We start from the raw sequence: 24,490 nt of genomic DNA, 5'->3' as shown, positions 1-24,490 counted from the left end.
GAGCTGAACGAACGAAGTGCAGCCCGGATTCACGAGGTGAGAGGCAGACACGATGAGTGAGATGCGTGTGGTCGGTATTCGTGTCGAACAGCCGCAGAATCAGCCCGTGCTGCTGCTGCGTGAGGCCGATGGAGACAGGTATCTGCCGATCTGGATCGGTCAAACCGAGGCTGCTGCAATTGCTTTGGAGCAACAGGGTGTCCAGCCCGCCCGGCCGCTCACCCACGATCTCGTCAAGAACCTGATTTCGGCATTGGGTCGCGAGCTCAAGGAGGTGCGCATCGTGGACCTTCAGGAGGGCACCTTCTACGCCGATCTCGTGTTCGACAAAGATGTCCGAGTTTCTGCTCGTCCGTCTGATTCCGTCGCCATCGCACTGCGAGCAGGGGTGCCGATCTTCGCCGAGGAACCCGTGCTCGCCGAGGCCGGCTTGATCATGCCCGACGAGCGCGAGGACGAGGTCGAGAAGTTCAAGGAATTCCTCGACTCGGTGTCGCCGGACGACTTCAAGGCCACCGACGGGTAACAGAAGAGTCTCAACCTCAACTTTAGGTTCAGGTTTACGGCGCGTTGCGTTGAATCTGCGCGATCGTCCCCATAACGTTCGTGCCAGTGAAGTTCATCGCCGTCGCTGGTCGGATTCGGTGCAGTTTCGCGCCTCTCGCAGACCTGCCGAGGCGTACTCTGGCCTGGTACACGGTATGACTTCACGCGAGTACACCGAGGCGTTCAGGTGCCCCGGACGGATCGCAGTACTGACTCGATCCGAACGCAGTGAGACATCCGAGAGGGAGCAGTCAGTGGGAGATCAGCCGCAGCAGCACGACGGCAGTCGAGAGTCCGAAGCCGCAGGCCGGACCGAGGACGCGTCCGTCTCCGATGCTCGGGTCGACACCCCCGACCAGGCGTCGAACGTCCGAGTCGACACACCTCAGGACATTCAGCCGGGATTGTTCCCCGATGATTCGGTGCCGGACGAGCTCGTGGGTTACCGAGTGCCCAGTGCCTGCCAGATCGCCGGCATCACCTACCGTCAGCTCGACTACTGGGCCCGCACCGGGTTGGTCGTCCCGTCCATTCGCGGCGCGGCAGGCTCAGGCAGTCAGCGGCTGTACTCCTTCAAGGACATGTTGGTTCTCAAGATCGTCAAGCGGCTGCTCGACACCGGTATCTCGTTGCAGAACATCCGCGTCGCCGTCGATCACCTACGCCAGCGCGGGGTGGGCGATCTCGCCAACATCACCCTGTTCTCGGACGGCACCACCGTCTACGAGTGCACGTCCGCCGAAGAGGTGGTCGACCTACTTCAGGGCGGTCAGGGCGTGTTCGGCATTGCCGTGAACGGCGCGATGCGCGAGCTCACCGGCACGATCGCCGATTTCCCAGCCGAACGAGCCGATGGCGGCGAAAGCCAGCCGAGTCCCGAAGACGAGCTGGCCTCACGCCGCAAGAATCGCGCGAGCCGCAAGACCGGCTAGACTTTCCTCGTCGCGCCCGCGCGGGAGAGTTCCGAGGCATCCAGTCTCGGACGCCGAAGGAGCAATACCTCCCCGTCAATCTCTCAGGCACACGGACCGTGTGGGCTTCGACAACTCTGGAAAGTGGTGGGAGTACCCACCCGCCCAAGGGGAAAGGTGCCGGCGCAGTCCACATGACGCGCCGTGTCCAACCGAATCTCTCAGGCGCACGCGTCAGCGGGCACACGACAGAGGGGGAGGAGCGGCCGGCGCATATGCCTCGGTCGTCCGACGCCTCGTCTTTCCGGCACCTGGGAGAACACCGTGACCGACCGAACTGCCTCGTCCGCACACACTTTCGTCGATCGGCACATCGGGCCCGACGCGACCGAACTGGTTCGCATCCTCCACACCATCGGCGTCGACAACCTGGACGAACTTGCCCGCAAAGCAGTGCCGTCCTCGATCCTCGATACCGTGGTAGACGGTGTTCCCGACGGACTGGCGACGCTCCCGCCGGCTCTGAGCGAGCACGAGGTACTGGCTGCTTTGGCGGACCTCGCCGGGCAGAACACCGTCGCGACGTCCATGATCGGCTTGGGCTACTACGACACACTCACTCCGCCGGTGCTGACCCGAGGGATCTTGGAGAACCCGGCCTGGTACACCGCGTACACGCCGTATCAGCCCGAAATCAGCCAGGGTCGGCTCGAGGCGTTGCTGAACTTCCAGACCATGGTCGCCGACCTCACGGGCATGGACGTGGCCAATGCGTCGATGCTCGACGAGTCCACTGCGGCAGCCGAATCCATGACCTTGATGCGACGCGCGAACAGAGCGTCGAAGTCGCCTCGGTTGCTTGTCGATTCCGATATCTTCCCGCAGACGGCAGCCGTTCTCGCCACTCGCGCCGAGCCGTTGGGAATCGAGCTGGTGTACGCCGATCTGACAGACGGCCTGCCGGACGGAGAGTTCTTCGGGGTGTTGACCCAGCTGCCTGGAGCGTCGGGCCGTCTGGTCGATCACACGGCGATCATCGAGGCCGCGCACGAACGTGGCGCCCTGGTTGCCGTCGGCGTGGACCTGCTGGCAGCTACCGTGGTGACTCCGCCCGGTGAGATCGGCGCGGACGTCTGCTTCGGCACCACCCAGCGATTCGGTGTTCCGATGGGATACGGCGGACCGCACGCCGGCTACCTCGCAGTGCGATCCATGCATTCCCGTCAGCTACCCGGCCGTCTGGTCGGGGTCTCGCTCGACGCGGACGGACACCGCGCCTACCGATTGGCGCTGCAGACCCGTGAGCAGCACATCCGCCGCGAGAAGGCGACGTCGAACATCTGTACCGCTCAGGTATTGCTGGCCATCGTCGCCGCAATGTACGCCAGCTACCACGGCGCAGACGGATTGCGCGCCATAGCAACTCGTGTCAACATGCACGCTCGATCCCTGGCTGCCGGCCTTCAGGAGGCCGGCGTCGAGGTGGTGCACACCGACTTCTTCGATACCGTTCTCGCGGCGGTTCCCGGTCGGGCGCAGGCCGTCACCGACGATGCCAAGCAGCGCGGGATCAATGTGCGACTGGTCGATGCCGATCACGTCGCAGTCGCGTGCGACGAGGCGACGTCCTCCGACACGATCGTGGGTGTGCTCGCTGCGTTCGGTGCCGAGCCTGCCGGCTCCGGTGCCGAATCGGTGCCCGCGAACATGGCCCGCACGTCGGAGTACCTCACACATCCGGCCTTCACGCGGTACCGCACCGAGACGGCGATGCTTCGTTACCTGCGCGCACTGTCCGACAAGGACATTGCCCTCGACCGAAGCATGATCCCGCTGGGCTCGTGCACGATGAAGCTGAACGCTACCGCGGAGATGGAATCGATCACCTGGCCGCAGTTCGCCCGCCAACATCCCTTCGCTCCGGCTTCGGACGTGCCCGGCCTACTGCGCGTGATCGACGACCTCGAACGGTGGCTCGTCGACATCACCGGTTACGACGCAGTGAGTCTGCAGCCGAACGCGGGAAGTCAGGGCGAGTACGCGGGGCTGCTGGCCATTCGTCGGTACCACCTCGCCAACGGCGACGCCGAGCGCGTCGTGTGTCTGATCCCGTCGAGCGCACACGGAACCAACGCGGCGTCGGCCGTGATGGTGGGCATGCGTGTCGTGGTGGTTGCCTGCCGCCCCAACGGCGACGTCGATGTGAACGACCTGCGCGCCAAGATCACCGAGCACGCCGACACGCTCGCCGCGATCATGATCACGTACCCCTCCACACACGGCGTCTACGAGCACGAGATCTCCGAGATCTGTGCAGCGGTGCACGACGCAGGCGGTCAGGTGTACGTCGACGGTGCAAACCTCAACGCCCTTGTCGGACTCGCGCGCCCCGGCCGATTCGGCGGCGACGTCAGCCATCTGAACCTGCACAAGACGTTCTGCATCCCACACGGCGGCGGCGGGCCAGGAGTCGGACCCATCGGTGTTCGATCACACCTGCAGCCCCACCTGCCGGGCCACCCGTTGGCCCCGCAGCTCGGTTCGGGACCGACGGTGTCCGGAGCCCCGTACGGCAGCGCTTCGATCCTGACGATCACATGGGCTTACATCGCGATGATGGGCGCGACGGGACTCCGGCAGGCGACGTTGACGGCGATCGCCTCGGCCAACTACATCGCTCGTCGCCTCGACGAGTACTTCCCGGTGCTCTACACCGGTGACAACGGCATGGTTGCCCACGAGTGCATTCTGGATCTGCGAGGTCTGACGAAGGACACCGGCGTCACCGTCGACGATGTGGCGAAGAGACTGGCGGACTACGGATTCCACGCGCCGACGATGAGCTTTCCGGTTCCCGGAACCCTGATGGTGGAGCCCACCGAGAGCGAGAACCTCGAGGAGATCGATGCGTTCTGCGACGCGATGATCGCAATCAGAGGCGAGATCGATCGCGTTGGATCCGGCGAGTGGACCGTGGACGACAACCCGCTTCGGGGAGCGCCCCACACTGCCCAGTGTCTGGTAGCGGACTGGGAGCACCCGTATTCACGGGAGCTGGCGGCCTACCCTGCCGGTTACGAACGTCCGAAGGTGTGGCCGGCGGTGCGGCGCATCGACGGCGCACACGGCGACCGCAATCTGGTGTGCTCGTGCCCGCCGATCGAGGCGTTCGCCTGATTCGACGGGAACCATGGTCAGCCCCGCGTGAGTTCGAGCATCGCGATCTCGGGCGGGGCGGCCACCCGCACCGGTGGACCCCATGCGCCCGCACCGCGGGTGGTGTACAGCGTGGTGTTGCCGATCGTGTCCAGCCCTTCGACACTGGGCTGCTGCAGCGGCACCAGATAGCGGATCGGCCAGATCTGGCCCCCATGCGTGTGCCCGGACACCTGCATGTCGACTCCGAAGTCCGATGCCTCCACCGCTTGCTTCGGCTGATGTGCCATCAGTAGTACGAATCGATCGGGATCGATCCCGTCCAATGCCGCCGGAAGATCGGGCTCGTACGGAGCCGGTGCGGTGGCGTCGTTGATGCCCGCGATATCGATCGCAGCGTCGCCGCGAGTGATCGTCGTGCGTTCGTTTCGCAGTACGTCGATGCCGAGCGTCGACCAGAAGTCGAGCCATTCGCCGCCGTCGCCCGCGTAGAACTCGTGATTGCCGCTGACGGCGAACACCCCCAGCGGCGCTTGGAGGTCGCGTAGCGGCTCGAGATCTTCTCCCACCAGAGCAACTGTGCCGTCGATGAGATCGCCGTCGAGCAGCACGACATCGGGATTCTGGGCGTTGACCGAATCGACGACCCTACGAACGAACCCCGCACCGCGGGACGGACCGGCATGCAGATCCGACACCAACGCCACTCGTACTCCGTCGAATTCGGCCGGTAGCCCACCCAACGCAACGGAAGTGTTCGTCACGCGCGGAGTCGCAGCCTCGACGAGTCCGTACCCCACCGCGGCAATGCTGACGAGCGCCGTGATCGCCGAGCCGACCCTCGACACCCGCAACCGTGCAGCGGCCGAATCGCGGCGCATCATCGCGAAGACGACTCGAACGACGGTGCAGACGAGCCCGACGAGCACCGTTCCGAGGAACAGATACAGCACCACGGCGAGCCAGGTGAGGCCGACGAACGCCGGGCCACGAGCCCAGGACGGATCGAACACGACACCGCTGCCGAACCCGATCAGCGCGCACAGCCACAGGACTAGCAACAACACATCCGCCGGCCGCTTCAGCCGAGTCGGTGCTCTGGTGACGGACAGGAACCGCCAATGTAGAAAGAGGGTGACGAGTAGCAGGAAGACGCCGACAAAAAGTACACGAGACATGTTCTAGTACAGCAACTTTCCGAGTCGATCGATGAGGTCTGGAGAATCCGATGTCGGTACCGCTTCTACGGTTCCGCCGGTCCGGGCGGCGATGTCGTCGAACGAGGAGGCATCGGGGTTGTCTCCGATACGCACGATGTTCACCGCCACCGGACGCGCCGGATCGGCCGCGGCGGTCAGGTCGGTGAGCAGTTCCTCCGTGGACAAGGACGAGTCGTCCGGTCCGTCGGTTATCAATACGACGGAATTGACACGGCCGGGAACGTATCCGGCCACGGCGTCGAGATATGCCACCAGTACGGAGGCATACGTGAACGACCCGGTTGCCGGCGTCAACGCCGCCGCGGTGGAGTCGAGTGCGGCGCGTCGGGGAGTCGTTCCGACCGGAACCGTCATCGGTCCGGTCGGAACGTCCACTCGGAAAGGCAGGGAGTTGTTCAGATTTTCGCTGAAACTCCACAGACCAAGCTCGGTGGCGTCGGGTACACGCTCGAACTGCTCGCCCAGGGCGCGAACGGTGTTCTGCAGTCTTGTCGCGCCGCCTTCTGCCGTACCCATCGACTCGGACACGTCCAGCAGAACGGTGGCGCGTCGCGGCAGGACGGGATTGCGCAGCACGGCGAGCAATGCGTCGGTAACCGGTCCCGATGGTGGGGCGACGACCCCCGCGTCCTCTGCTTCGTCGACGTCGAACCCGGCATCTCGGAGTGTCTGCGTGCCGTCCGCCTGACGTACGAACTCGACGAACGTACTTGCGGCTCGGGTGGACGTCTCGTCGCCGGTGAGGACGACGGCGGGATGATCGGCGACAGGCGTCGGACCTTGCGGTCGAACCGCGGTCAATGTCGACGAATCGGTCGACGCCAGTTGCTGTTCGGTCACCGGAACCGCATGAACAGGGGCCTGTGGGCCCGCTGCGTTCTCGAGGCTCGCCAGGGCGTCGTACGTCGTGCACGTGGACAGCGCGGCGGTGTTCGTATCCGTGACGGCCAGCTCCGACATCGCCGAAACCAGCTCTCTCGACGAGACCTGCTCGACGGTCAGCGGCGTGGTCGGGTCGCCCCGGACGCCGGCTGCGATCGCAGCTACCGCGAGAGCGGTGGCGCCGGTGTCCGAACCTGTCGGGACAGCGAGACGGAGACCGCCCCATTCACCCAGTCCGAGAGCCTGTGGGTCGCGTTGCAACCGCACCAGGTCGGCCCAGCTCGAGCCCGCGGCGGTGACGGCGTCGGCGACGACAGTCGGTGCCGCGAGTACCACCGGGCTGGACGCGAGCGACCGTGGAGTGCCGTCTACGGATCCGCGCGCGGTCACAGCCTCGACGTCGGCCGTGGACTGAGGTATCCACAGGCCCGGTCGGTCACCGAGCGCACCGGCATCCCAGGAGTCGATACCGGAGTTCAGGGCCGACCGCACCACGTCCGAGGCCGTGGCTCGAACCTGCACTGTCACACAGTGATCCCGAACCACCGGAGCGGTGGCGTTGAACCGCTCGGCCAACTGTTCGACGGGCCCGGAGATGTCGGGATCGGCGGCCACAGTGAGCACCGCCGATCCCTCCACACACTGGCTCGCAGCTTCGATACCTTGATCGGAAATCCGATCTCGTAGCTGAAACCACCCGAACACCGCCGCGACGATCACCGCGATCGCGATCACGACGACCACGGGTCCCGCGGCTATGGACCGCCCGCGCCCTCTGTTCCGATGTTCACCCACGTGATCGACAAGACCGTCAGGCGTTGACGGCCTTGTACTCCCGTCGGCGGCGGTGCAGGATCGGCTCGGTGTATCCGTTGGGCTGGCTCGTGCCCTGGAAGATGAGATCGCTCGCGGCCTGGAATGCGATGTTGGTGTCGAAGTCGGGAGCCAACGGCTTGTACGTCGGATCCGATTCGTTCTGACGGTCGACCACCGGGGCCATCCGCTTCAGCGACTCGCGCACCTGTTCTTCGGTGACGACGCCGTGACGCAGCCAGTTCGCGATGAACTGACTCGAAATGCGCAGCGTCGCACGGTCTTCCATGAGCGCGATGTCGTGGATGTCGGGCACCTTGGAGCATCCGACACCGTGGTCGATCCACCGGACAACGTAGCCCAGGATCGACTGCGAGTTGTTGTCGAGTTCGTTCTGCTTCTCTTCGTCGGTCCAGTCCGTGGACGGGGCCAGAGGGATTTCGAGAATGTCGTCGACCGTGGCCCGCTTGGCCTGTGCGATCTCGTGCTGACGGGCGAACACATCGACCTTGTGATAGTGCAGGGCGTGAAGGGTGGCTGCAGTGGGGGAGGGAACCCATGCGGTGTTGGCCCCGGCCTTGGGGTGGCCGATCTTCTGCTCGAGCATGTCGTGCATCAGATCCGGCATGGCCCACATGCCCTTACCGATCTGCGCCTTGCCTTCGAGGCCGGCGGCCAGGCCGGTGTCGACATTGAAGTCCTCGTAGGCGGCGATCCACTTCTCGCCCTTCATCGCACCCTTGCGGACGACCGGACCTGCCTCCATCGAGGTGTGGATCTCGTCGCCGGTGCGGTCGAGGAAGCCGGTGTTGATGAACACGACGCGCTCGGATGCGGCTTGGATGCACGCCTTCAGGTTCACCGTCGTGCGGCGTTCCTCGTCCATGATGCCGACCTTGAGCGTGTTGGTCGGCAGTCCCAGAACCTGTTCGACACGGCCGAACAGCTCCGCAGTGAAGGCGACCTCGTCCGGTCCGTGCATTTTCGGCTTGACGATGTACAGCGAACCGGTGCGCGAGTTGGACAGCACGTTGTCCGCAGTCAGCGAATGCAGGCCTGCGAGCGAGGTGAACAGCGCATCGAGAATGCCCTCGGGGACCTCGTTGCCGTCGGCGTCGAGGATCGCGTCGGACGTCATCAGATGACCGACGTTGCGGACGAACAGCAGCGAGCGACCGTGCAGCGTCAGTTCGGAACCGTCGACCGAGGTGTAGGTGCGGTCCTTGTTCAGCGCGCGAGTGAATGTCTTGCCGCCCTTGGAGACCTCTTCGGTGAGATCGCCCTTCATCAGACCGAGCCAGTTGCGGTAGCCGAGAACCTTGTCGTCCGCATCGACTGCCGCGACGGAGTCCTCGAAGTCCATGATGGTGGTGACCGCCGACTCGAGCAGGACGTCCTTGACGCCTGCGCCGTCGGTCTTGCCGATCGGGCTCTCGGCGTCGATCTGGATCTCGAAATGCAACCCGTTGTGCACGAACAGGATTGCCGTCGGCGCGTCCGGGGTGCCCTGGTAGCCGAGCAGCTGTGAGGGATCCTTCAGCCCGACCGTGCTGCCATCGGCGAGAGTGACCGTCAACGATGCGGCGTCCACGACGTAACCGGTGGTGCCGACGTGCGAGCCGGAGCTCAACGGCAGCGCCTCGTCCAGGAAGTCACGAGCGAAGGCGATGACCTTGTCGCCGCGAACCTTGTTGTAGCTCGATCCCTTCTCGGCCCCGTCGGCCTCGGGAATGGCATCGGTTCCGTAGAGAGCGTCGTACAGCGAGCCCCACCGTGCGTTGGACGCGTTGATCGCGAACCGGGCATTGAGCACCGGCACCACGAGCTGCGGACCGGCTGTGGTGGTGATCTCGGTGTCCACTCCAGCCGTGGTGATCTGGAAGTCGGCCGGCTCGTCGAGCAGGTAGCCGATCTCCTTCAGGAATGCCTTGTAGGCGGCGCGGTCGTAATTCGGGCCTGCGTGCTCGCCGTGCCAGGCGTCGACCTTGCCCTGGATCTCGTCGCGGACGGCCAGCAGAGACTTGTTCTTGGGAGCGAGATCGGCGATCACCGACGCGGCACCGGCCCAGAAGGCATCGGAATCTACATCGGTACCCGGCAGCGCCTCCTTCTCGACGAAATCGAATAGGACCTTGGCGACCTGAAGTCCACCAGCCTGCACACGATCGGTCATGAATTCCTCACTCTTTCCGGTCTCGGACACCGATGACGGTGTCCCCACGACAACGATGTCGATGTTACTCGGCAGTAAGTCCGTCGCCGAACTCGCCGCCGATCAGTAAATTCTGGCACCGAGCCATCAACGCCGAGCGTAGTGGTGCCGCTTCGCTCGACAGTTCCCCCTGAGCACGCACGTATTCTGCTCGCCCGGCCGCGGTCTCGATCCGAATGGGTTCGAGGTCGTAGTCGCTCAGATCGTAGGGACTCGCCCGCATGTCGATCGTGCGCGCGTGCAGCGCCAGCTCGAAACAGTCGGTCAGAAACTCCGAATCGATCAACGGCCCCAGCTTGTAGCACCATTTGTACAGATCCATGGAGGCATGAATGCAACCGGGCTGCTCGGACCCCAGGCGCGATTCCGGCGAAAGCGTCACAGCGTTGCGCGGTGTGGCGTCGGGGGTGAAGAACCGGAAGGCGTCGTAGTGGGTGCACCGCAACGACATCGAATCGACCACAGCATCGGTCCCGTCACGGCCGAGGCGCAGTGGCACCTTCTCGTGCCGCTGCGCCGAGATTCCTCCGCGGTAGACCATCGCCCACTCGTGTAGGCCGAAGCAGCCGAGCAGGGGTGCTCGCTCGGCGGTGGCGGTCAGCAGTCCGAGGATGAATTCGATACTGGCGCGGCGGCGCTCGACGAGATCCGACCGCACCCGGTAACCGACGCCCCGGGCGGTCTGCACCTGTTCGTAGGACGCGAAGTCGGCGTATTCGCGTGCACGGTCGCCGGTCAGCACGATGCCGTGACCCGGATTCCACCGGCGCAGTTGACCAGGTCGGTGACTGTAATAAGTGAACAGGAAATCCAGCACCGGATGGGTGTTGCCACGTCCTCGGTCGGTCAGATAATCACCGACGAGAAGCTCGACCCGCGCCGTGTGCGCAGCCCGTCTGGTGGTCCACTCCGCTTCGGTCAGCGACGTCGAGCCGGACATCTACGCGTTCCGCGGGGTAGTGCTCGACGAGCTCGATGCAGGTTGACCCGGCCGAGGGCCGGCTACCCGGTGCGTGCCGTCCCGAACGGTACCGACGAACTCCTCGACCAAGTCTTCGAGCGCAACGATCCCGACCGTGGCCCCCGTCGAGTCGTGCACGGCCCCGAGGTGGCTACTGGCGCGTCGCAATTTGGTCAGTGCGTCGTCGAGCACCGTGTCGATGGAAACGATGGGCAGTGCCCGAACGTCGCTTCGTGGGATGACCGTGTCCGGTCCGGCCGATTCGTCGGCCATGTCGTCGAGAACGTCCTTGAGGTGCAGGTAGCCGACCAGCGCGCCGGACGCGTCGCGGACCGGGTACCGCGAGAAACCGGTCTCGATGACGGCGCGTTCGACGGAGCCCAGTGTGGGTCCGAGGGTGTGATCGGGCCCGGACAACTCGATGCTGCGAACCTGGTGGGAAGGGATCAGCACCTCGCCGACCGTCCGACCGGACGTCTCGAGTGCCTGCCGCAGTCTGCGGTGCTCCTCGGCGTCGATCAGTCCCTCGGATCGTGATTCGCCGATCATCTGCGACAACTCCACCGCCGAGACCGAAGAACTCAGCTCGTCCTTGGGCTCGATACGCAGCATCCGGAGCGTCAGGTTGGCGCACAGGTTGTAGAACGAGATCAGCGGCAGCGCGACCTTGATGAACACGAGGTGGATCGGCACCAGAATCATGGCGGTGCTCTCCGGACCCGCGATCGCGATGTTCTTGGGAACCATCTCGCCGACCAGGATGTGCAGTACGACCACAAGCGTCAACGCGATGGCGAAGGCGATCGGGTGCAGGAACGACTCGGGGATTCCGACGGCGTCGAGGGGAACCTCGATCAGGTGCGCCACCGCCGGCTCGGCGACCCGGCCCAGAAGAATCGAGCAGATCGTGATGCCGAGCTGGGCAGCGGCGAGCATCTGCGACAGATTCTGACCTGCCTCGATGACACTCTGTGCGCGTTTTTTGCCCTGCGCGAGCAGTGCTTCGAGTCGATCGCGTCGAGCGGAGATCAAAGCGAACTCGGCTCCGACGAAGAATGCATTGCCGGCCAGCAGGAGAACAGCGAGACCGACTCCGAACAGGTCACCCATCGATCTCTCCCTCCGATCTCATTCGCGCCACCGTTGCGGCATCGACGGGCAGGATCAACACCCGATCTATCCGACGACCGTCCATGCGGATGACCCGTGCCACCCAGCCACCGTCTCCGTCGAGCGGATCCTCGCTCGCCGGCGGCGGCAGGAGAACCGCGTCTCCCTCGGTCGGTATGCGTGCCAACTCGGACAGAACCAGACCACCGATGGTTTCGTACTCGCCCTCCGGGGCGGAATAGCCTGTAGCCGACGCCACTTCGTCGATGCGCAGTAGGCCGGCGCAGTCCCATCCCTCGCCCGAACGCGAGACATCGAGTTCCGGCTCGTCGTGTTCGTCGCGCACGTCACCGACGATCTCCTCGATGAGATCTTCCATCGTCACCATGCCTGCGGTACCGCCGTACTCGTCGACGACGAGCGCCACCTGCATGCCGTCTGCCCGTACCCGTTCCATCACCGCGTCGCCGTCGAGGCTCGACGGTACGACGGGGACATCGCGCGCCAGGGACTCGACCGTTGTCGAACGCCGGAGCGCTCCGGCGACGGTGAACGCATGTTTGATGTGGACGACGCCGACGGTGTCGTCCAGATCGCCGTCGACCACCGGGAAGCGTGAAAAGCCGGTCCGCGCCGCAGTTTCTATCAGATCGGCCACGGTCGAGTCGGTGGCGAGCGTCTCGATCTTGACGCGTGGTGTCATCAGCTCCTCGGCTGTTCGATCGCCGAACTGCAGCGACCGATCCACCAGTCGAGCCGTGTTCTCGTCGATCGATCCCTGCCGTGCCGACGTCCGCACGAGCGAACCCAATTCTTGTGGCGATCGCGCCGATCTGAGTTCCTCGGCAGGCTCGATTCCGAGCCGTCGAACGAGCCAGTTGGCAGAGCCGTTGAGACCGTTGATCGCCCACTTGAAGATCAGCGAGAACCCTGCCATGGCACCTGCGGTGACACGGGCCGTCGACATCGGTTTCGCGATGGCGATGTTCTTCGGGACCAGCTCACCGAAGATCATCGAGAACGAGGTCGCCAGGATCAGCGCCACGGCAAGTGAGATCCCGGAAGCGAGCGTCTGGGACGCGCCGAGTGCACCGGCCACCGGCCGGATGAAGCCGGCCAACACCGGTTCGGCGAGATAACCGGTGATCAGAGTTGTGATGGTGATGCCCAGCTGCGCACCGGAGAGTTGAAACGACAGGGTCTTGTGGGCGTGCAGAACCTGGCGCGAGCGCATGTCGCCGTTCTCGGCCTGAGACTCGACCGCACTGCGTTCCAAGGCAGTGAGGGAGAACTCCGCCGCGACGAACAAAGCGGTACCGGCAGTCAAGGCGACGAAGCCGAGAAGGCTGACGATGGTGAGAAGAGTCGCCATGTCTCAACTCCGTCCGAGCCGGGGCCGTCGAAGCTGGGACAAGAGCATCGCGCCGCCGGACTGCGTGCGGCTGCTGAAATCGGTGTCGCCGGGTTTCTCTCCCGGCTCGATAGAGGAGCCCTCCGAAGTGGAACTCTCGTCGTGCTGCTCTGCAGTTGCCGGACCGGCAACCGAAATAGTGGGTGCCTCGGGCACCTGATTCCCTTCTGTATGGTCCGCGATGTGACCCCACTCTTGCGGGACCTACGATTCGACGGCACTCAGGCGCGAGTGATCGGCCTCGGGCGCACAGCGAGCGCGGACAACTGTGATTGCTGTTGGAGAGTCTAACCGTGAACTGGGGTCACCACCCGGACGGCAGGGGGCGCCCCTCGGCGAATCCGGCTGCGGACTGAACTCCCAGAACTGCGCGTTCGGCCAACTCCGGGAGAGTGCGGGCTCCTGCGTAGGTGCAGGTGCTCCGAACTCCGGCACAGATGTGATCGATCAGATCCTCGACGCCTGGGCGGTCGGGATCCAGGCGCATCCGAGAACTGGAAATGCCCTCCTCGAACAAGGCCTTGCGAGCCCGATCGAACGCACCGTCGGTAGCGGTACGTGCGGCGACCGCACGCTTGGACGCCATGCCGAAGCTCTCTTTGTAGCGATTGCCCGACGCGTCCACTCTCAGGTCGCCGGGAGACTCGTACGTTCCGGCGAACCACGAGCCGATCATGACGTTGGCGGCTCCTGCGGCCAGGGCGAGCGCCACGTCACGGGGGTGCCGCACGCCGCCGTCGGCCCACACCGAGGCTCCGAGTTCTGCTGCCGCAGCGGAACAGTCGGCCACCGCCGAGAACTGAGGGCGCCCGACGCCGGTCATCATCCGCGTCGTACACATCGCGCCCGGACCGACACCGACCTTGACGATGTCCGCGCCGGCCTGCACCAGATCGCGCGTACCCTGCGCAGACACCACGTTCCCGGCAGCGAGGGGCACTCCGAGATCGAGAGCGCGGACTGCAGCGAGAGCGTCGAGCATCTTCTCCTGATGTCCGTGGGCCGTGTCCATCACCAGAACGTCGGCACCGGCCTCGACGAGTGCGGTCGCCTTCTCCGCGACGTTGCCGTTGATGCCGACAGCCGCGGCGATCCGTAGGCGCCCCGATGCGTCCACGGCAGGGGCGTAGATGCCCGTACGAACCGCGCCGGTTCTCGTCACGACACCCGCCAGCGAGCCGTCGTCCTCCACGACGACAGCAAGGTGAGCATGTGCCGACTCGATCTTCTCGAACACTTCCTTGGGCGACGCGTGGCGGGCAACGCGCACGAAGTCGGCAGACGCCACGGAACTGAGCCGGGCGAATCGGTCGACGTCGGTGCAGGCGCTCTCGGTGACGACTCCGATGGGCTTGCCGTGTTCGACGATCACGACCGATCCGTGGGCTCGCTTGTGTACGAGCGCCAAGGCGTCGGACACGGACGCGTTCGGCCCGAGCACCACTGGTGTGTCCGCGATCAGGTCACGGCTCTTGACGAATGCGACGGTGTCGGCGACGGCCTCGGTCGGCAAGTCCTGCGGGATGACGGCGATGGCACCGCGGCGGGCGACCGTTTCGGCCATTCGCCGACCCGATACTGCCGTCATGTTCGACACCACGATCGGAATGGTCGTTCCCGAGCCGTCCACCGTGCTCAGGTCGACGTCGAAACGCGAGGTGACATCGGTTCGGTTGGGGACGAGGAAGACATCGTCGTAGGTGAGATCGTAGGGCGGCTGGTGACCATCGAGGAACTGCACGTTGATCGAGACTACCGGTCGGATGAAGTTCCCGTGTTCGACGCCCGGTCCGGCGTCGTCGAATCGGCAGTGTTGGCCGCCTGAGTGCGCGACAGGAGGACGGTGGTGACGATCATGACGGCGATCGCCAACACGATCGTCGCCAGGGCTGCGCCCTCGGTTCTGATTCTCTCGTCCAGGACTGTCACTCCGATGAATGCTGCACCGAGCGGTTCGCAGATCGTGACGGCCGGCATCGATGCAGACAGCGGCCCCACCTGGAACGCGCGTTGTTGCAGGTAGAAACCGACAACGCCGGATCCGATCAGGGCGTAGGTCTGCCACGCCGTCAATGCTGCAAGTGGATCGGCGTCGACGAGATCGGTCACGAATTTGGTGAGAGCTGCAGCGAGTCCGAACAACAGACCTCCCGCAGCTCCGAGAAGCAGGGCCCGCAGGCCGGGGGAGGACAGCACCAGGCCGCCCACTGCCGCGACGCCGATCACGACAGCGGCAACGAGCAGAGGCACGATCCACGCTACGAGTGGAGCGTCGGTCGTCCCTTCGCTCGGGTCACCGACCACGATGAAGACCGCGAGAGCGGCAGCGAGTAGAAACGCGAGTGCCCAGGTCGACCCAGGCAGGGAGCGGCGCGCGAACTTCGCCGACATCGGCAATGCGAACAGCAGGGCAGTGACGAGCAGCGGCTGCACGACGAGGACCGAACCGACCCAGAGCGCCGCGATCTGAACCGCGTAGCCGCCCCCGTCTCCGACCACGCCCATCCACCATCGAGGACTACGAACGAGGGCTGATACCAGCGATGTTCCCTCTGGAACGGACGCAGCGGCGCTCTGCTGCGCCACCGCCGCGCACGCGAACAGGAATGCCGAAATCAGAGCGAGTACAACCGACAACCAGGGCGAAGTCACCCGCGTCGTCCTCGGCCGGTGCCCCGACTTCCTCCGGCTCGGCCCCGTCGCTCGTGCCGCGCGGGGGCGGCACCCCGGCGTGCCCCGCGCTCCGGCAGATCGCTGCGGGCGGATCCCGAGGTGTCTGCCGGATTCGACAGTGGTCTGCCGACGGGGGTGCGAGCGCCGGTCATGCTGCGCCACGAGACGGGGTCCGCTTCGGTATCGACGACGGTGGCCGAGATTCCCGCTTCGTCTGCCATGGCGCGCACCTGCGCCAACTGATCGTCGGTAGCCAAGGTCACGACGGTCCCGCTGGCTCCGGCTCGCGCGGTTCGGCCTGCTCGGTGCACGTAGTCCTTGGAATCCATCGGCGGGTCGACGTGCACCACCAGTGTGACGTCGTCGACGTGGACACCGCGAGCCGCGACGTCGGTTGCGATCAGCGCGGGCGAGCTTCCGTCCGCAAAGGCGGCCAGTGAACGCGTGCGGTGCGCCTGAGTCTTGTTGCCGTGCAACGACGATACGGGTACGCCCAGTCGGCGACACTCGTCGGTGAGTCGATCGACCGCGTGGGTGGTACGTACGAACAGCAGCGTTCGTCCGTCTCGGTTGGCGAGTGCGGCAGCTACTTCGGTCTTGCGCGCGGCATCGACCTCGAACACGTAGTGCGCAATGTCGGGCACGCTCACCGATTCGGCAGTGGAGTGCTCCGCCGGATCGTGCATGAACCTCTCGACCAGGCGGTCGGTGTCCTGGTCGAGGGTTGCCGAGAACAACAACCGCTGGCCGTCGGGCGGCGTCGCAGACAACAGCGATTCGATCTGGGGCAGAAACCCCATGTCCACCATTCTGTCGGCTTCGTCGATCACGGTCGTCTCGACGCGATCCAGCGCGATGGAACGCCGTTCGAGCAGGTCGTTGAGACGACCGGGGGTGGCGACCACGATGTCGACACCGCGCTGAATCTCGCGGACATTTCGTTCGAGGGGGACACCGCCCACGACACCGACGGTGCGCAGGCCGAACGTGGCACCGTGCAGGTCGAGGACCTCGTGGATCTGTAGTGCGAGTTCCCGAGTCGGCGCGAGCACGAGCCCACGCGGTGCCGCCGGCTCGCTTCGACGACCTGCCAGCCGTACGAGCAGTGGAAGTCCGAACGCAAGCGTCTTTCCCGATCCGGTCGGGGCGCGTCCGAGGACGTCGCGGCCGGCAAGTGCGTCGGGGACGGCAGCAACCTGGATCGGAAAGGGGTGTGACACACCCGCGTTCTTCAGCGAATGTACGAGAACCACCGGGAGCCCCAGGTCTGCGAACGATGAAGCGGGTGGAGTGGAGCCTGCGGAACGCCCCTTCGGTGATTGACCCGGCATAGCTGTGACCTTACCGCTGCGTCGAGCACGCATGGAATCTTCTTGTCGGTGCCGCGCGCAATACTCGGTTGTAGAACGCACGTTCGAATGCGTTCGACATCGCGGTTGCCGTGGGGGCGACCGCTCGCCGAGTGGGGGAGCTATGTGCAAGACGTGTGAGGGCTACGGCGTCGACGAGTACATCGGAGATGTGAGAAGTGCTATCGATCGATTCGGATGGGCCTTGCAGTACGTCGAATCGGAGGTCGACCGGGACGGTATTCATCCCGCGTTCTGCTACACCGTCGGTCTCACCGGTTTCGGCAGTCCGGAGATCGTCGTGACGGGTCGCGATCCGAACGAATCTTCACGAATACTGAATGCGCTCGGCACTTCGGTTGCTTCGGGTCTCTTGGAGGTCGAGGCTGGAATCGGTTGCTGGGCTGCAGGATTCGAGCTTTTCACCATCGACGTACCGGCTTGTGCAGACATTCTTCATGCGGCATCGGACGTGTACGGCACGGGGTGCTTCAGCGCCGTTCAGGCTGTCTGGAAGGACTGCGAGGGTTCGTTGCCGTGGGAGGGTATTCCCTCGACGGTGGTCCAACCGGTGCTCGGTCCGTTGCCCTACTGACCGACGTCGTCCATGAACCGGAGGCGCTGCGTGAAGCACGCGGCGCCTCCGGTGGACGAGGGTCGGTCAGGCCTCGATCTCGGAGCGATCGCCACTCCAGAGGGTGTGGAACTTTCCATCCGAGTCGGTTCGCTCGTAGGTGTGGGCACCGAAGAAGTCTCGCTGCCCTTGAGTCAGTGCCGCGGGCAGACGCTCTGCCCGCAACGCGTCGTAATACGAGAGAGACGACGCGAATGCGGGTACCGGAATGCCCAGCGAGGCAGCGGTGATGACGACGCGACGCCAGCTGTCGATGGCGTTCTCGATGGCGTCACGGAAATACGGAGCCAGGATCAAACTGGGCAGCTCGGCGTTGTCGTCGTACGCATCCTTGATGCGGTTGAGGAACCGCGCGCGAATGATGCAACCGCCTCGCCAGATCGTGGCCAGGTCACCGGGATGCAGATTCCAGTCGTATTCAGCGCTACCCGCGGCGATCTGGTCGAAGCCCTGTGCGTAGGCGACAATTTTCGACGCGTACAGCGCCCGGCTGATGTCGTGTGTGAACTGCTCCGCGTCGGTGGGCTTGTCGGCAAGGACACCCGAGGCCAGCCCTACGGCCGCCTTGCGCTGCGCCCGCGACCCCGACAGCGCCCGAGCGAAGACCGCTTCGGCGATACCGGTGACGGGAACTCCCAGATCGAGGGCCGCCTTGACGGTCCAGCGTCCGGTGCCCTTCTGCTCGGCGGCGTCGACGATCACGTCCACCAGCGGCTGACCTGTCTTGGCGTCGACCTGACGGAGCACCTCGGCGGTGATCTCGACCAAGTAGCTTTCCAGATCACCGTTGTTCCACTCGGTGAACACGTCGGCAACCTGCGCCGGGGTGTATCCGAGGGCGTCGCGGAACAAGTTGTACGCCTCGCCGATGAGCTGCATGTCGGCGTACTCGATGCCGTTGTGCACCATCTTCACGAAGTGGCCGGAGCCGTCGGGTCCGATGTGAGTGCAGCACGGCGTGCCGTCCACTTGTGCCGCAATGGACTCGAGCAGCGGACCGAGTGCCTTGTAGGACTCGGCCGGGCCGCCCGGCATGATCGACGGGCCGTTGAGTGCGCCCTCCTCGCCTCCCGAGATTCCGGCACCGACGAAGAGCAGGCCGCGCTCCTTCATGGCGGCCTCACGGCGGATGGTGTCGGTGTAGAGCGCATTGCCACCATCGATGATGATGTCGCCCTCCTCCATCGCGCCGGCGAGCTCCTCGATCACAGCGTCCGTCGGGTCGCCCGCCTTGACCATGATGAGGACCCGGCGCGGCTTCGCGAGTGCAGCGACGAATTCCTCGATGGTTTCGGTACGAATGAACGAGCCCTCGCTGCCGTGCTCGGCGATCAGGGCATCGGTCTTGGCGACACTGCGGTTGTGCAACGCGACGGTGTGACCGTGATGGGCGAAGTTGCGTGCGATGTTGGAGCCCATGACGGCGAGTCCGGTGACTCCGATCTGAGCCAGTTCTGTCGATTCTGCTGCTGAGGTCATACCGACAGCTTTCCCTGCCGAGCGGCGTCGCGCGAGCCAACCCCCCAGCAGAACTCAAACCTGGCCGTGGACAACGACAAAAGGTGCCGCATTCGCGAAGAATGCGACACCTCGTGTCGTCGAAACATGTTCCGGTCGGTTCACGACCGCACGGTTACGAACCGATCAGTGGCTACGAGCCGGACCTTCGAAACCGTCGTACGAGCGACGGTCCGTGCGGCTGCGGAAGCCACCCGACCGGTGCTCGTCCTGGCGGGGAGCGGATGCCGGGCGACGGTTGTCCGAGCCCCGGTTGTCGGAGCTGCGTCCTTCGTAGCCACGGCCTTCGGAGCCACGGTACGAGCTCGAATCGGTGCGACGCGGGCGGTCACCCTGGTATCCGCCCTCGCTGCGCGGGTTGGAGCCCTGGTATCCGCCGCTGGATCGCGGGTTGGAGCCCTGGTAGCCGGTGCGGGGGCGGTCACCCTGGTAGCCGCCTTCACTACGGGAGTTGGAACCCTGGTATCCGCCGCCGCTGCGGGGATTCGAGCCCTGGTATCCGCCGCTGGAGCGCGGGTTGGATCCCTGGTATCCGCCGCTGCTGCGGGGGTTGGAGCCCTGGTAGCCGGGACGGCTGTTCCGGTCGCGCGGAGCGGACTCGGCGCGCAACGGTTCACCGGTGGGCTTCTTCGCGCCGGTGATGCTGTTCAGCTCGGCCGAACCGGGCGAGACGTTGACGGCAGTGGCCTTGACGCCGGCCATACCGGTCAGACGCAGAACCTGACGACGCTGGTTGGGGAGCACGATCGCGACGACGGTGCCCTTTTCGCCTGCGCGTGCCGTACGTCCTGCGCGGTGCAGGTAGTCCTTGTGGTCTGCGGGCGGATCGACATGAACGACCAGGTCGATACCGTCGACATGGATTCCGCGAGCGGCAACGTCGGTAGCGACGAGGACGGGGGTGCGGCCGTTCTTGAAGCGCTCGAGAACGCGGGTGCGCTGATTCTGTGCCTTGCCACCGTGCAGTGACTCCGCGGCGATACCGAGAGCGCGCAGGCGGTCGGTGATTCCGTCGCAGCCCAGCTTGGTACGCGCGAACATGATGGTGCGGCCGCCTTCGCGGGCACCGATCTCGGAGAGAACCAGATCCTTCTGACCCCGGTCGACCATGAGGACGTAGTGGTCCATGGTCCGGACGCTGGCCTTGCCGTCCTGGGTGGAGTGCTCGACGTGGTCGGGCAGGAACTGGCGCACGAGGGACTGAACCTCGCGGTCGAGGGTTGCCGAGAACAGCATGCGCTGTCCGTCTGCCGGAGTGTCGGCGAGGACGGCACGCACCTCGGGCAGGAAGCCCATGTCGGCCATCTGATCGGCCTCGTCGAGTGCTGTGATCTCGATGGAATCGAGGATGCAGGTGCCCTGACGAAGGTGATCGGCGAGGCGGCCGGGCGTGGCGACGAGTACGTCTACTCCGCGTCGGAGCTGCTCGACCTGCTTGTTGAACGGGGTGCCGCCGACGGCCGGCATGACCCGGAGGCCCTGCGCGTTGGCGTAGGGAGCCAGAGATTCGACGACCTGGAAAGCGAGTTCGCGGGTCGGAACCAGCACGAGCGAACGCGGGCGCTTGGCGGCCGGTCGATCGGTGTGCAGCGACAGGCGCTGCAGAATCGGCAGGCCGAAGGCGAGGGTCTTGCCCGAGCCGGTCTGTGCGCGACCGAGAACGTTCTTGCCGGCAATGGCGTCGGGAAGTGCCTTCTCCTGAATGGGGGATGGCACCGTGATCGAGTTACGCGCCAAAGCGGCGACGACGGCCTCGGGCAGTCCGAGCTCGGCGAAAGTGAAGGCCGGTGCCGCTACGGGCGTCGGGACTGCCGTGGTGTCGGAAGTGGTGGGAACGGGTGTGTTGGAAACAGCGTGGGTCACGCAGTAAAGCCTCTCCGGATTACGGGCACGCCAATAAGCCCGAAGCTGAGAGCACCCGAACGAGAAGGGAAACACGAAAAACAGCCAGAACACATTGATACGAGCCAGGGCACTGTCACCTGGCCATCGATATGCAGATGAGAACCGCATAAAGTGGGGCTGTTTGTGCCATTTCGATTGCATGGTCGCGATGGCGACCGAGGTCCACTGTACTCGACGCACCGCGAATTGTTCACCCGGAGTCGATGTGACCTGTACGACCCCGACCGGTCGTCGATTCAGCCGATCAGTTTGCTCAGTTCCTCGAGCCACGGCATGGCCACGTAGATCGTCGGAAGAACGAGGATCACCACCGCTGCCGCATACGCGACCGCGGCGATGCGGACGTCGCGTCCAGGTCCGCTCAACCGTTGAACGCGGATGAGAGTGTGCGGTCCGCCTGCCGCCATCGCGCCCCGCGGTGCAGTGGACCCGGCGCACGTGATTAAGGCCCGAGCGAGTGGGGTGGGTCCGGTGACCTTCACGGCCGAATCGTCTGCGAGGAGTTCGACCAACAGTTGCACGCTGCCGAGGGCCGACTTGCTGCGCACGATTCTCGGAAATGCTTCGTTGACGGCGGTGAATGCTTCGAGGACCAGGTCATGGCGGGCACGAAGGTGTGATCGTTCGTGGCTGAGGATGGCGGTGACTTCGGCTTCGGAGAGATTGGCAAGTGTTCCCCGGCTCAGGACCACTCTCTGGCGCAGGCCCGGTAGGCAGTAAGCGATGGGTTCCGCCGCGTCGAGCACGCGAATGTCTGCGTCACGAAGGCCACGGAAAGGGTTGTCGCTGAGGTTGTTTCGGTCCAGTAGGTCGACGAGCATGCGGTGCCGGGAGCGGCGTCGGCGGGTTCGGACCGCTACCTGGACCACGGAGAACATCAGCTTGGCGCCGATGCCGAGTGTGGTCGCGAGTACGACCACGTACAGGATCCACAGGGGAAGGCCGAGTGCGTCGATCTCGTCGGTGGGTGCTGTGGTGGGACGACCGTCCGGGCCGGGAACCAGAAGCAGTCCGCCGATAGCGAGACCGGAGCTGAATGCCGAGAGCACGGCGGCCAGCGCAATTGCCTGCCACAGAACCAGCGCTGCACGCGGGGACCGATACGGCCAATTGGCGCGAGCGAGCACGGCTGGCACCGGCCCCGCCAGAATCAGCGCGAGTACCGCGAATACCAACGCAGTCGTCGAGTTCATGTCCTCACTTACTACGGCGAGCGTCAGTCCGTCGGACGGCCTTCTCCAGCCGAAGGGGACTCTCTCTCCGATTGTGCCACTTCCAGAGCGGCGAGTGCCTCACGGAGTGCGGCGGCTTCGTCGGCACCGACCTGTCCGACGAAGTGGACGAGTGCGGCAGCGCGTCCACCGGACGCGGGTGCCTGCGACAACGCGTCGACCATCAAGCTCGCAACCAACTCGTCGCGACCGTGCAGAGGTGCGTATCGATGCGCTCGATCGTCGCGCTGCTGAACAACCAACTTCTTCTTCGCCAGACGCTGCAGCACCGTCATCACAGTCGTGTAAGCGAGCTCACGATGTGTCGCCAGTGCCTCGTGGACCTGACGAACGGTCTGGGGATCCGACGACTCCCACAGATGGTCCATCACTGCGCGCTCTAGTTCACCAAGACCAGCCATTCTTCGTACTCTACGGCTACTCCGACGCTGATGCGTACTACCCGTGGTAGTACCGACCGTTCCGGCACTGTGGGTTCGGTCATAGTCGTAACGTCTCGAATCGACGGGTCTCGACTGGCAGAACATCGGGGCGAATATCCTTCTCACGTGATCGTGCCGCCCCGCGGCCCGACTCTTCGAGAAGTGAGCGGAGACGCAAGCGTGGAGTGGTTCGATTCTCTGTCGTTGATCGACGGCCCGGTGCCGGTGATCGTGTCCGTTCTGGGCGCGCTCGGTGGTGTGTGGCTGGTCGTCTCGTCGTCGCGGCGATACTCGAGGCGTGCGCTGCCGATCGCCGCGACGGTCGCGGTCGTTGCCACGGCTGTCGGTTACGTGGTGGTCGAGAAGGTGTGGCGACCGTTTCCGGATCCGATAGCCACCTCGATCTACGTCTGGATCGGGGTGGGCCTCGCCGCACTGTTTGCGGTGATGCCCCGGTTGCTCGCGGCCCGTGGGGTGCTGGGCAAACTGACGACGGTGGTGGCGGCCGTTCTGGTGGTCGCAGCTGCGGCGCTGCACGTCAACCTGGAGTTCGATGCGTATCCCACCGTGGGCAATGCCCTCGGAGTCGAGTCCGCGGCCCGTATTCAGTTCTCGGATGTGCCGGCCGCAGTGACACAGACCGTCACCGGTACGCCCTTGGATTCGGTGTGGACTGCACCTGCTGATCTGGCGACCGCAGGACGAGTCACCTCGGCACCCATACCGGCCGCCGCGTCCAACTTCTCCGCCCGGGACGCCGAGATCTACCTCCCGCCTGCGTATTTTGCCGATCCTCGACCGTTGTTGCCTGTCCTGGTCTTGCTCGCCGGTCAACCGGGTGCGCCCGAGGACTGGCTCAACGGCGGAAAGCTCGCCCAGACCATGGACAACTTTGCCCGTGATCATGCCGGTCTTGCGCCGGTCGTGGTCGTCGCGGACGGCACCGGGTCATCGATCGCCAATCCGCTGTGTGTCGATTCGCCTCTGGGGAACGTGGACACGTATCTGTCTCGAGATGTTCCCGATTGGATCGACGCGGCGCTGCAAGTGGACCGCAATCGTGCCCACTGGGCGATCGGTGGATTGTCCTACGGTGGAACGTGCTCCATTCAGATGGCGACCAACCACCCTGACGTCTATCCCACCTTCCTCAACCTGTCGGGTCAGCGCGAGCCCACCCTCGGAGATCGGGATCGAACCGTGCAGCAGGCCTTCGGCGGCAATTCTGCAGCATTCACCGCCATCAACCCGCTCGACCTTCTCAAATCGCGTCGGTACCCCGACTCTGCCGGTATTTTCGTCGTGGGCGCGGACGACAAGGATTACAAACCGGGTCAACAAGAGATGTACGACGCGGCGAAGGCTGCTGGAATGGATGTGCAGTACGTGGAGGTACCTGGCGGACACAGCTTCGCAGTCTGGTCGGAAGGCCTGCGTCGTGAACTCCCATGGCTGGCAACGAGAACAGGGCTGACTTCGTGAACGTGACCGAGCCGGAGCTTCCCGGGACAGCCACCTCGTCGTCGGCGGAGGCC

The 24,490-nt window shown here is 64.9% G+C and carries 19 protein-coding genes and 1 riboswitch; of the genes, 6 read left to right on the top strand and 13 right to left on the bottom strand.

All coding sequences use genetic code 11. The features are described from left to right. Positions 1-52 precede the first annotated feature (52 nt). The 3 genes from O4220_RS18035 to gcvP all read left to right on the top strand — a co-directional run bounded on the left by O4220_RS18035 (position 53) and on the right by gcvP (position 4,634). Entirely contained in the window at positions 53-526 is a 474-nt protein-coding gene (locus tag O4220_RS18035; protein ID WP_269606694.1) for a bifunctional nuclease family protein, read from the top strand. Positions 527-938: 412 nt separating this feature from the next. After that, positions 939-1,478 carry a MerR family transcriptional regulator gene (locus tag O4220_RS18030; RefSeq protein WP_157226114.1) on the top strand — a complete coding sequence of 180 codons (540 nt, stop codon included), beginning with the start codon at positions 939-941 and terminating at the stop codon, positions 1,476-1,478. Positions 1,479-1,489: 11 nt separating this feature from the next. Beyond that, a riboswitch (glycine riboswitch) is annotated at positions 1,490-1,587 on the top strand. A 194-nt stretch (positions 1,588-1,781) separates the two neighbouring features. After that, positions 1,782-4,634, top strand: a complete 2,853-nt coding sequence (gene gcvP, locus O4220_RS18025; RefSeq protein WP_269606691.1) for an aminomethyl-transferring glycine dehydrogenase — start codon at positions 1,782-1,784, stop codon at positions 4,632-4,634. A gap of 17 nt (positions 4,635-4,651) precedes the next feature. On the opposite strand, the gene O4220_RS18020 is transcribed toward gcvP, so the two are convergent. The 6 genes from O4220_RS18020 to O4220_RS17995 all read right to left on the bottom strand — a co-directional run bounded on the left by O4220_RS18020 (position 4,652) and on the right by O4220_RS17995 (position 13,183). Next, entirely contained in the window at positions 4,652-5,791 is a 1,140-nt protein-coding gene (locus O4220_RS18020) for a metallophosphoesterase (protein WP_269606689.1), read from the bottom strand. 3 nt (positions 5,792-5,794) lie between these two features. After that, complete coding sequence (locus O4220_RS18015) at positions 5,795-7,459, bottom strand: substrate-binding domain-containing protein (protein ID WP_269606687.1); 1,665 nt, start codon at positions 7,457-7,459, stop codon at positions 5,795-5,797. Positions 7,460-7,526: 67 nt separating this feature from the next. Beyond that, positions 7,527-9,701, bottom strand: coding sequence for a malate synthase G (locus tag O4220_RS18010; RefSeq protein ID WP_269606686.1), 2,175 nt, complete (start codon positions 9,699-9,701; stop codon positions 7,527-7,529). A 64-nt stretch (positions 9,702-9,765) separates the two neighbouring features. Further along, positions 9,766-10,680: a 3-methyladenine DNA glycosylase gene (locus O4220_RS18005; protein WP_269606684.1), complete on the bottom strand. Its 915-nt coding sequence runs from the start codon at positions 10,678-10,680 to the stop codon at positions 9,766-9,768. Then, the gene (locus O4220_RS18000) at positions 10,681-11,811 is read right to left on the bottom strand and encodes a hemolysin family protein (protein WP_269606682.1); all 1,131 of its coding nucleotides are present in this window, start codon (positions 11,809-11,811) and stop codon (positions 10,681-10,683) included. It lies immediately after the preceding gene. Next, a complete protein-coding gene (locus O4220_RS17995) occupies positions 11,804-13,183 on the bottom strand; it encodes a hemolysin family protein (protein WP_269606680.1) in 1,380 nt (459 codons plus the stop codon). The genes O4220_RS18000 and O4220_RS17995 overlap by 8 nt, the downstream gene beginning before the upstream one ends. Here O4220_RS17995 and O4220_RS17990 point away from each other — a divergent pair. Further along, the gene (locus O4220_RS17990; protein WP_269606678.1) at positions 13,182-13,382 is read left to right on the top strand and encodes a hypothetical protein; all 201 of its coding nucleotides are present in this window, start codon (positions 13,182-13,184) and stop codon (positions 13,380-13,382) included. The two genes, O4220_RS17995 and O4220_RS17990, sit on opposite strands and share 2 nt — an antisense overlap. Before the next feature lie 144 nt (positions 13,383-13,526). Here O4220_RS17990 and O4220_RS17985 read toward each other — a convergent pair whose 3' ends face one another. The 3 genes from O4220_RS17985 to O4220_RS17975 are packed head-to-tail and all read right to left on the bottom strand — an operon-like array spanning position 13,527 to position 17,226. Continuing rightward, positions 13,527-14,963, bottom strand: coding sequence for a GuaB1 family IMP dehydrogenase-related protein (locus tag O4220_RS17985; RefSeq protein ID WP_269606675.1), 1,437 nt, complete (start codon positions 14,961-14,963; stop codon positions 13,527-13,529). An 11-nt stretch (positions 14,964-14,974) separates the two neighbouring features. Beyond that, a complete protein-coding gene (locus O4220_RS17980; protein ID WP_269606673.1) occupies positions 14,975-15,874 on the bottom strand; it encodes a DMT family transporter in 900 nt (299 codons plus the stop codon). After that, on the bottom strand, positions 15,871-17,226 hold the full coding sequence (locus O4220_RS17975) for a DEAD/DEAH box helicase (protein ID WP_269606671.1): 1,356 nt from the start codon (positions 17,224-17,226) through the stop codon (positions 15,871-15,873). The genes O4220_RS17980 and O4220_RS17975 overlap by 4 nt, the downstream gene beginning before the upstream one ends. A gap of 142 nt (positions 17,227-17,368) precedes the next feature. Between O4220_RS17975 and O4220_RS17970 the strand changes: the two genes are divergently transcribed. Then, positions 17,369-17,839, top strand: a complete 471-nt coding sequence (locus tag O4220_RS17970; protein WP_269606669.1) for a DUF4262 domain-containing protein — start codon at positions 17,369-17,371, stop codon at positions 17,837-17,839. Between the two features lie 66 nt (positions 17,840-17,905). On the opposite strand, the gene gndA is transcribed toward O4220_RS17970, so the two are convergent. The 4 genes from gndA to O4220_RS17950 form a co-directional block, all read right to left on the bottom strand. Then, complete coding sequence (gene gndA, locus O4220_RS17965; RefSeq protein ID WP_269606667.1) at positions 17,906-19,357, bottom strand: NADP-dependent phosphogluconate dehydrogenase; 1,452 nt, start codon at positions 19,355-19,357, stop codon at positions 17,906-17,908. A 165-nt stretch (positions 19,358-19,522) separates the two neighbouring features. Further along, entirely contained in the window at positions 19,523-21,259 is a 1,737-nt protein-coding gene (locus O4220_RS17960) for a DEAD/DEAH box helicase (protein ID WP_420030421.1), read from the bottom strand. A gap of 278 nt (positions 21,260-21,537) precedes the next feature. Continuing rightward, entirely contained in the window at positions 21,538-22,494 is a 957-nt protein-coding gene (locus tag O4220_RS17955; RefSeq protein ID WP_269606665.1) for a M56 family metallopeptidase, read from the bottom strand. 23 nt (positions 22,495-22,517) lie between these two features. Continuing rightward, positions 22,518-22,934 carry a BlaI/MecI/CopY family transcriptional regulator gene (locus tag O4220_RS17950; protein WP_269606663.1) on the bottom strand — a complete coding sequence of 139 codons (417 nt, stop codon included), beginning with the start codon at positions 22,932-22,934 and terminating at the stop codon, positions 22,518-22,520. Positions 22,935-23,135: 201 nt separating this feature from the next. On the opposite strand from O4220_RS17950, the gene O4220_RS17945 reads away from it, so the two are divergent. Next, positions 23,136-24,437 carry an alpha/beta hydrolase gene (locus tag O4220_RS17945; protein WP_269606974.1) on the top strand — a complete coding sequence of 434 codons (1,302 nt, stop codon included), beginning with the start codon at positions 23,136-23,138 and terminating at the stop codon, positions 24,435-24,437. The last annotated feature ends 53 nt before the right edge of the window (positions 24,438-24,490 follow it).

The organism is Rhodococcus ruber, assembly GCF_027270735.1.
GTDB classification, from domain to species: Bacteria; Actinomycetota; Actinomycetes; order Mycobacteriales; family Mycobacteriaceae; genus Rhodococcoides; species Rhodococcoides rubrum_A.
This window is presented reverse-complemented; position numbering and strand designations above follow the sequence as displayed.

What these genes read in the sequence shown, in the direction of transcription:
- O4220_RS18035 (WP_269606694.1), top strand. Translation starts at nt 53, where the DNA reads ATGAGTGAGATGCGTGTGGTCGGTATTCGTGTCGAACAGCCGCAGAAT.
- O4220_RS18020 (WP_269606689.1), bottom strand. Translation starts at nt 5,791, where the DNA reads ATGTCTCGTGTACTTTTTGTCGGCGTCTTCCTGCTACTCGTCACCCTC.
- O4220_RS18010 (WP_269606686.1), bottom strand. Translation starts at nt 9,701, where the DNA reads ATGACCGATCGTGTGCAGGCTGGTGGACTTCAGGTCGCCAAGGTCCTA.
- O4220_RS18005 (WP_269606684.1), bottom strand. Translation starts at nt 10,680, where the DNA reads ATGTCCGGCTCGACGTCGCTGACCGAAGCGGAGTGGACCACCAGACGG.
- O4220_RS18000 (WP_269606682.1), bottom strand. Translation starts at nt 11,811, where the DNA reads ATGGGTGACCTGTTCGGAGTCGGTCTCGCTGTTCTCCTGCTGGCCGGC.
- O4220_RS17990 (WP_269606678.1), top strand. Translation starts at nt 13,182, where the DNA reads ATGTCTCAACTCCGTCCGAGCCGGGGCCGTCGAAGCTGGGACAAGAGC.
- O4220_RS17995 (WP_269606680.1), bottom strand. Translation starts at nt 13,183, where the DNA reads ATGGCGACTCTTCTCACCATCGTCAGCCTTCTCGGCTTCGTCGCCTTG.
- O4220_RS17975 (WP_269606671.1), bottom strand. Translation starts at nt 17,226, where the DNA reads ATGCCGGGTCAATCACCGAAGGGGCGTTCCGCAGGCTCCACTCCACCC.
- O4220_RS17970 (WP_269606669.1), top strand. Translation starts at nt 17,369, where the DNA reads ATGTGCAAGACGTGTGAGGGCTACGGCGTCGACGAGTACATCGGAGAT.
- gndA (WP_269606667.1), bottom strand. Translation starts at nt 19,357, where the DNA reads ATGACCTCAGCAGCAGAATCGACAGAACTGGCTCAGATCGGAGTCACC.
- O4220_RS17955 (WP_269606665.1), bottom strand. Translation starts at nt 22,494, where the DNA reads ATGAACTCGACGACTGCGTTGGTATTCGCGGTACTCGCGCTGATTCTG.
- O4220_RS17950 (WP_269606663.1), bottom strand. Translation starts at nt 22,934, where the DNA reads ATGGCTGGTCTTGGTGAACTAGAGCGCGCAGTGATGGACCATCTGTGG.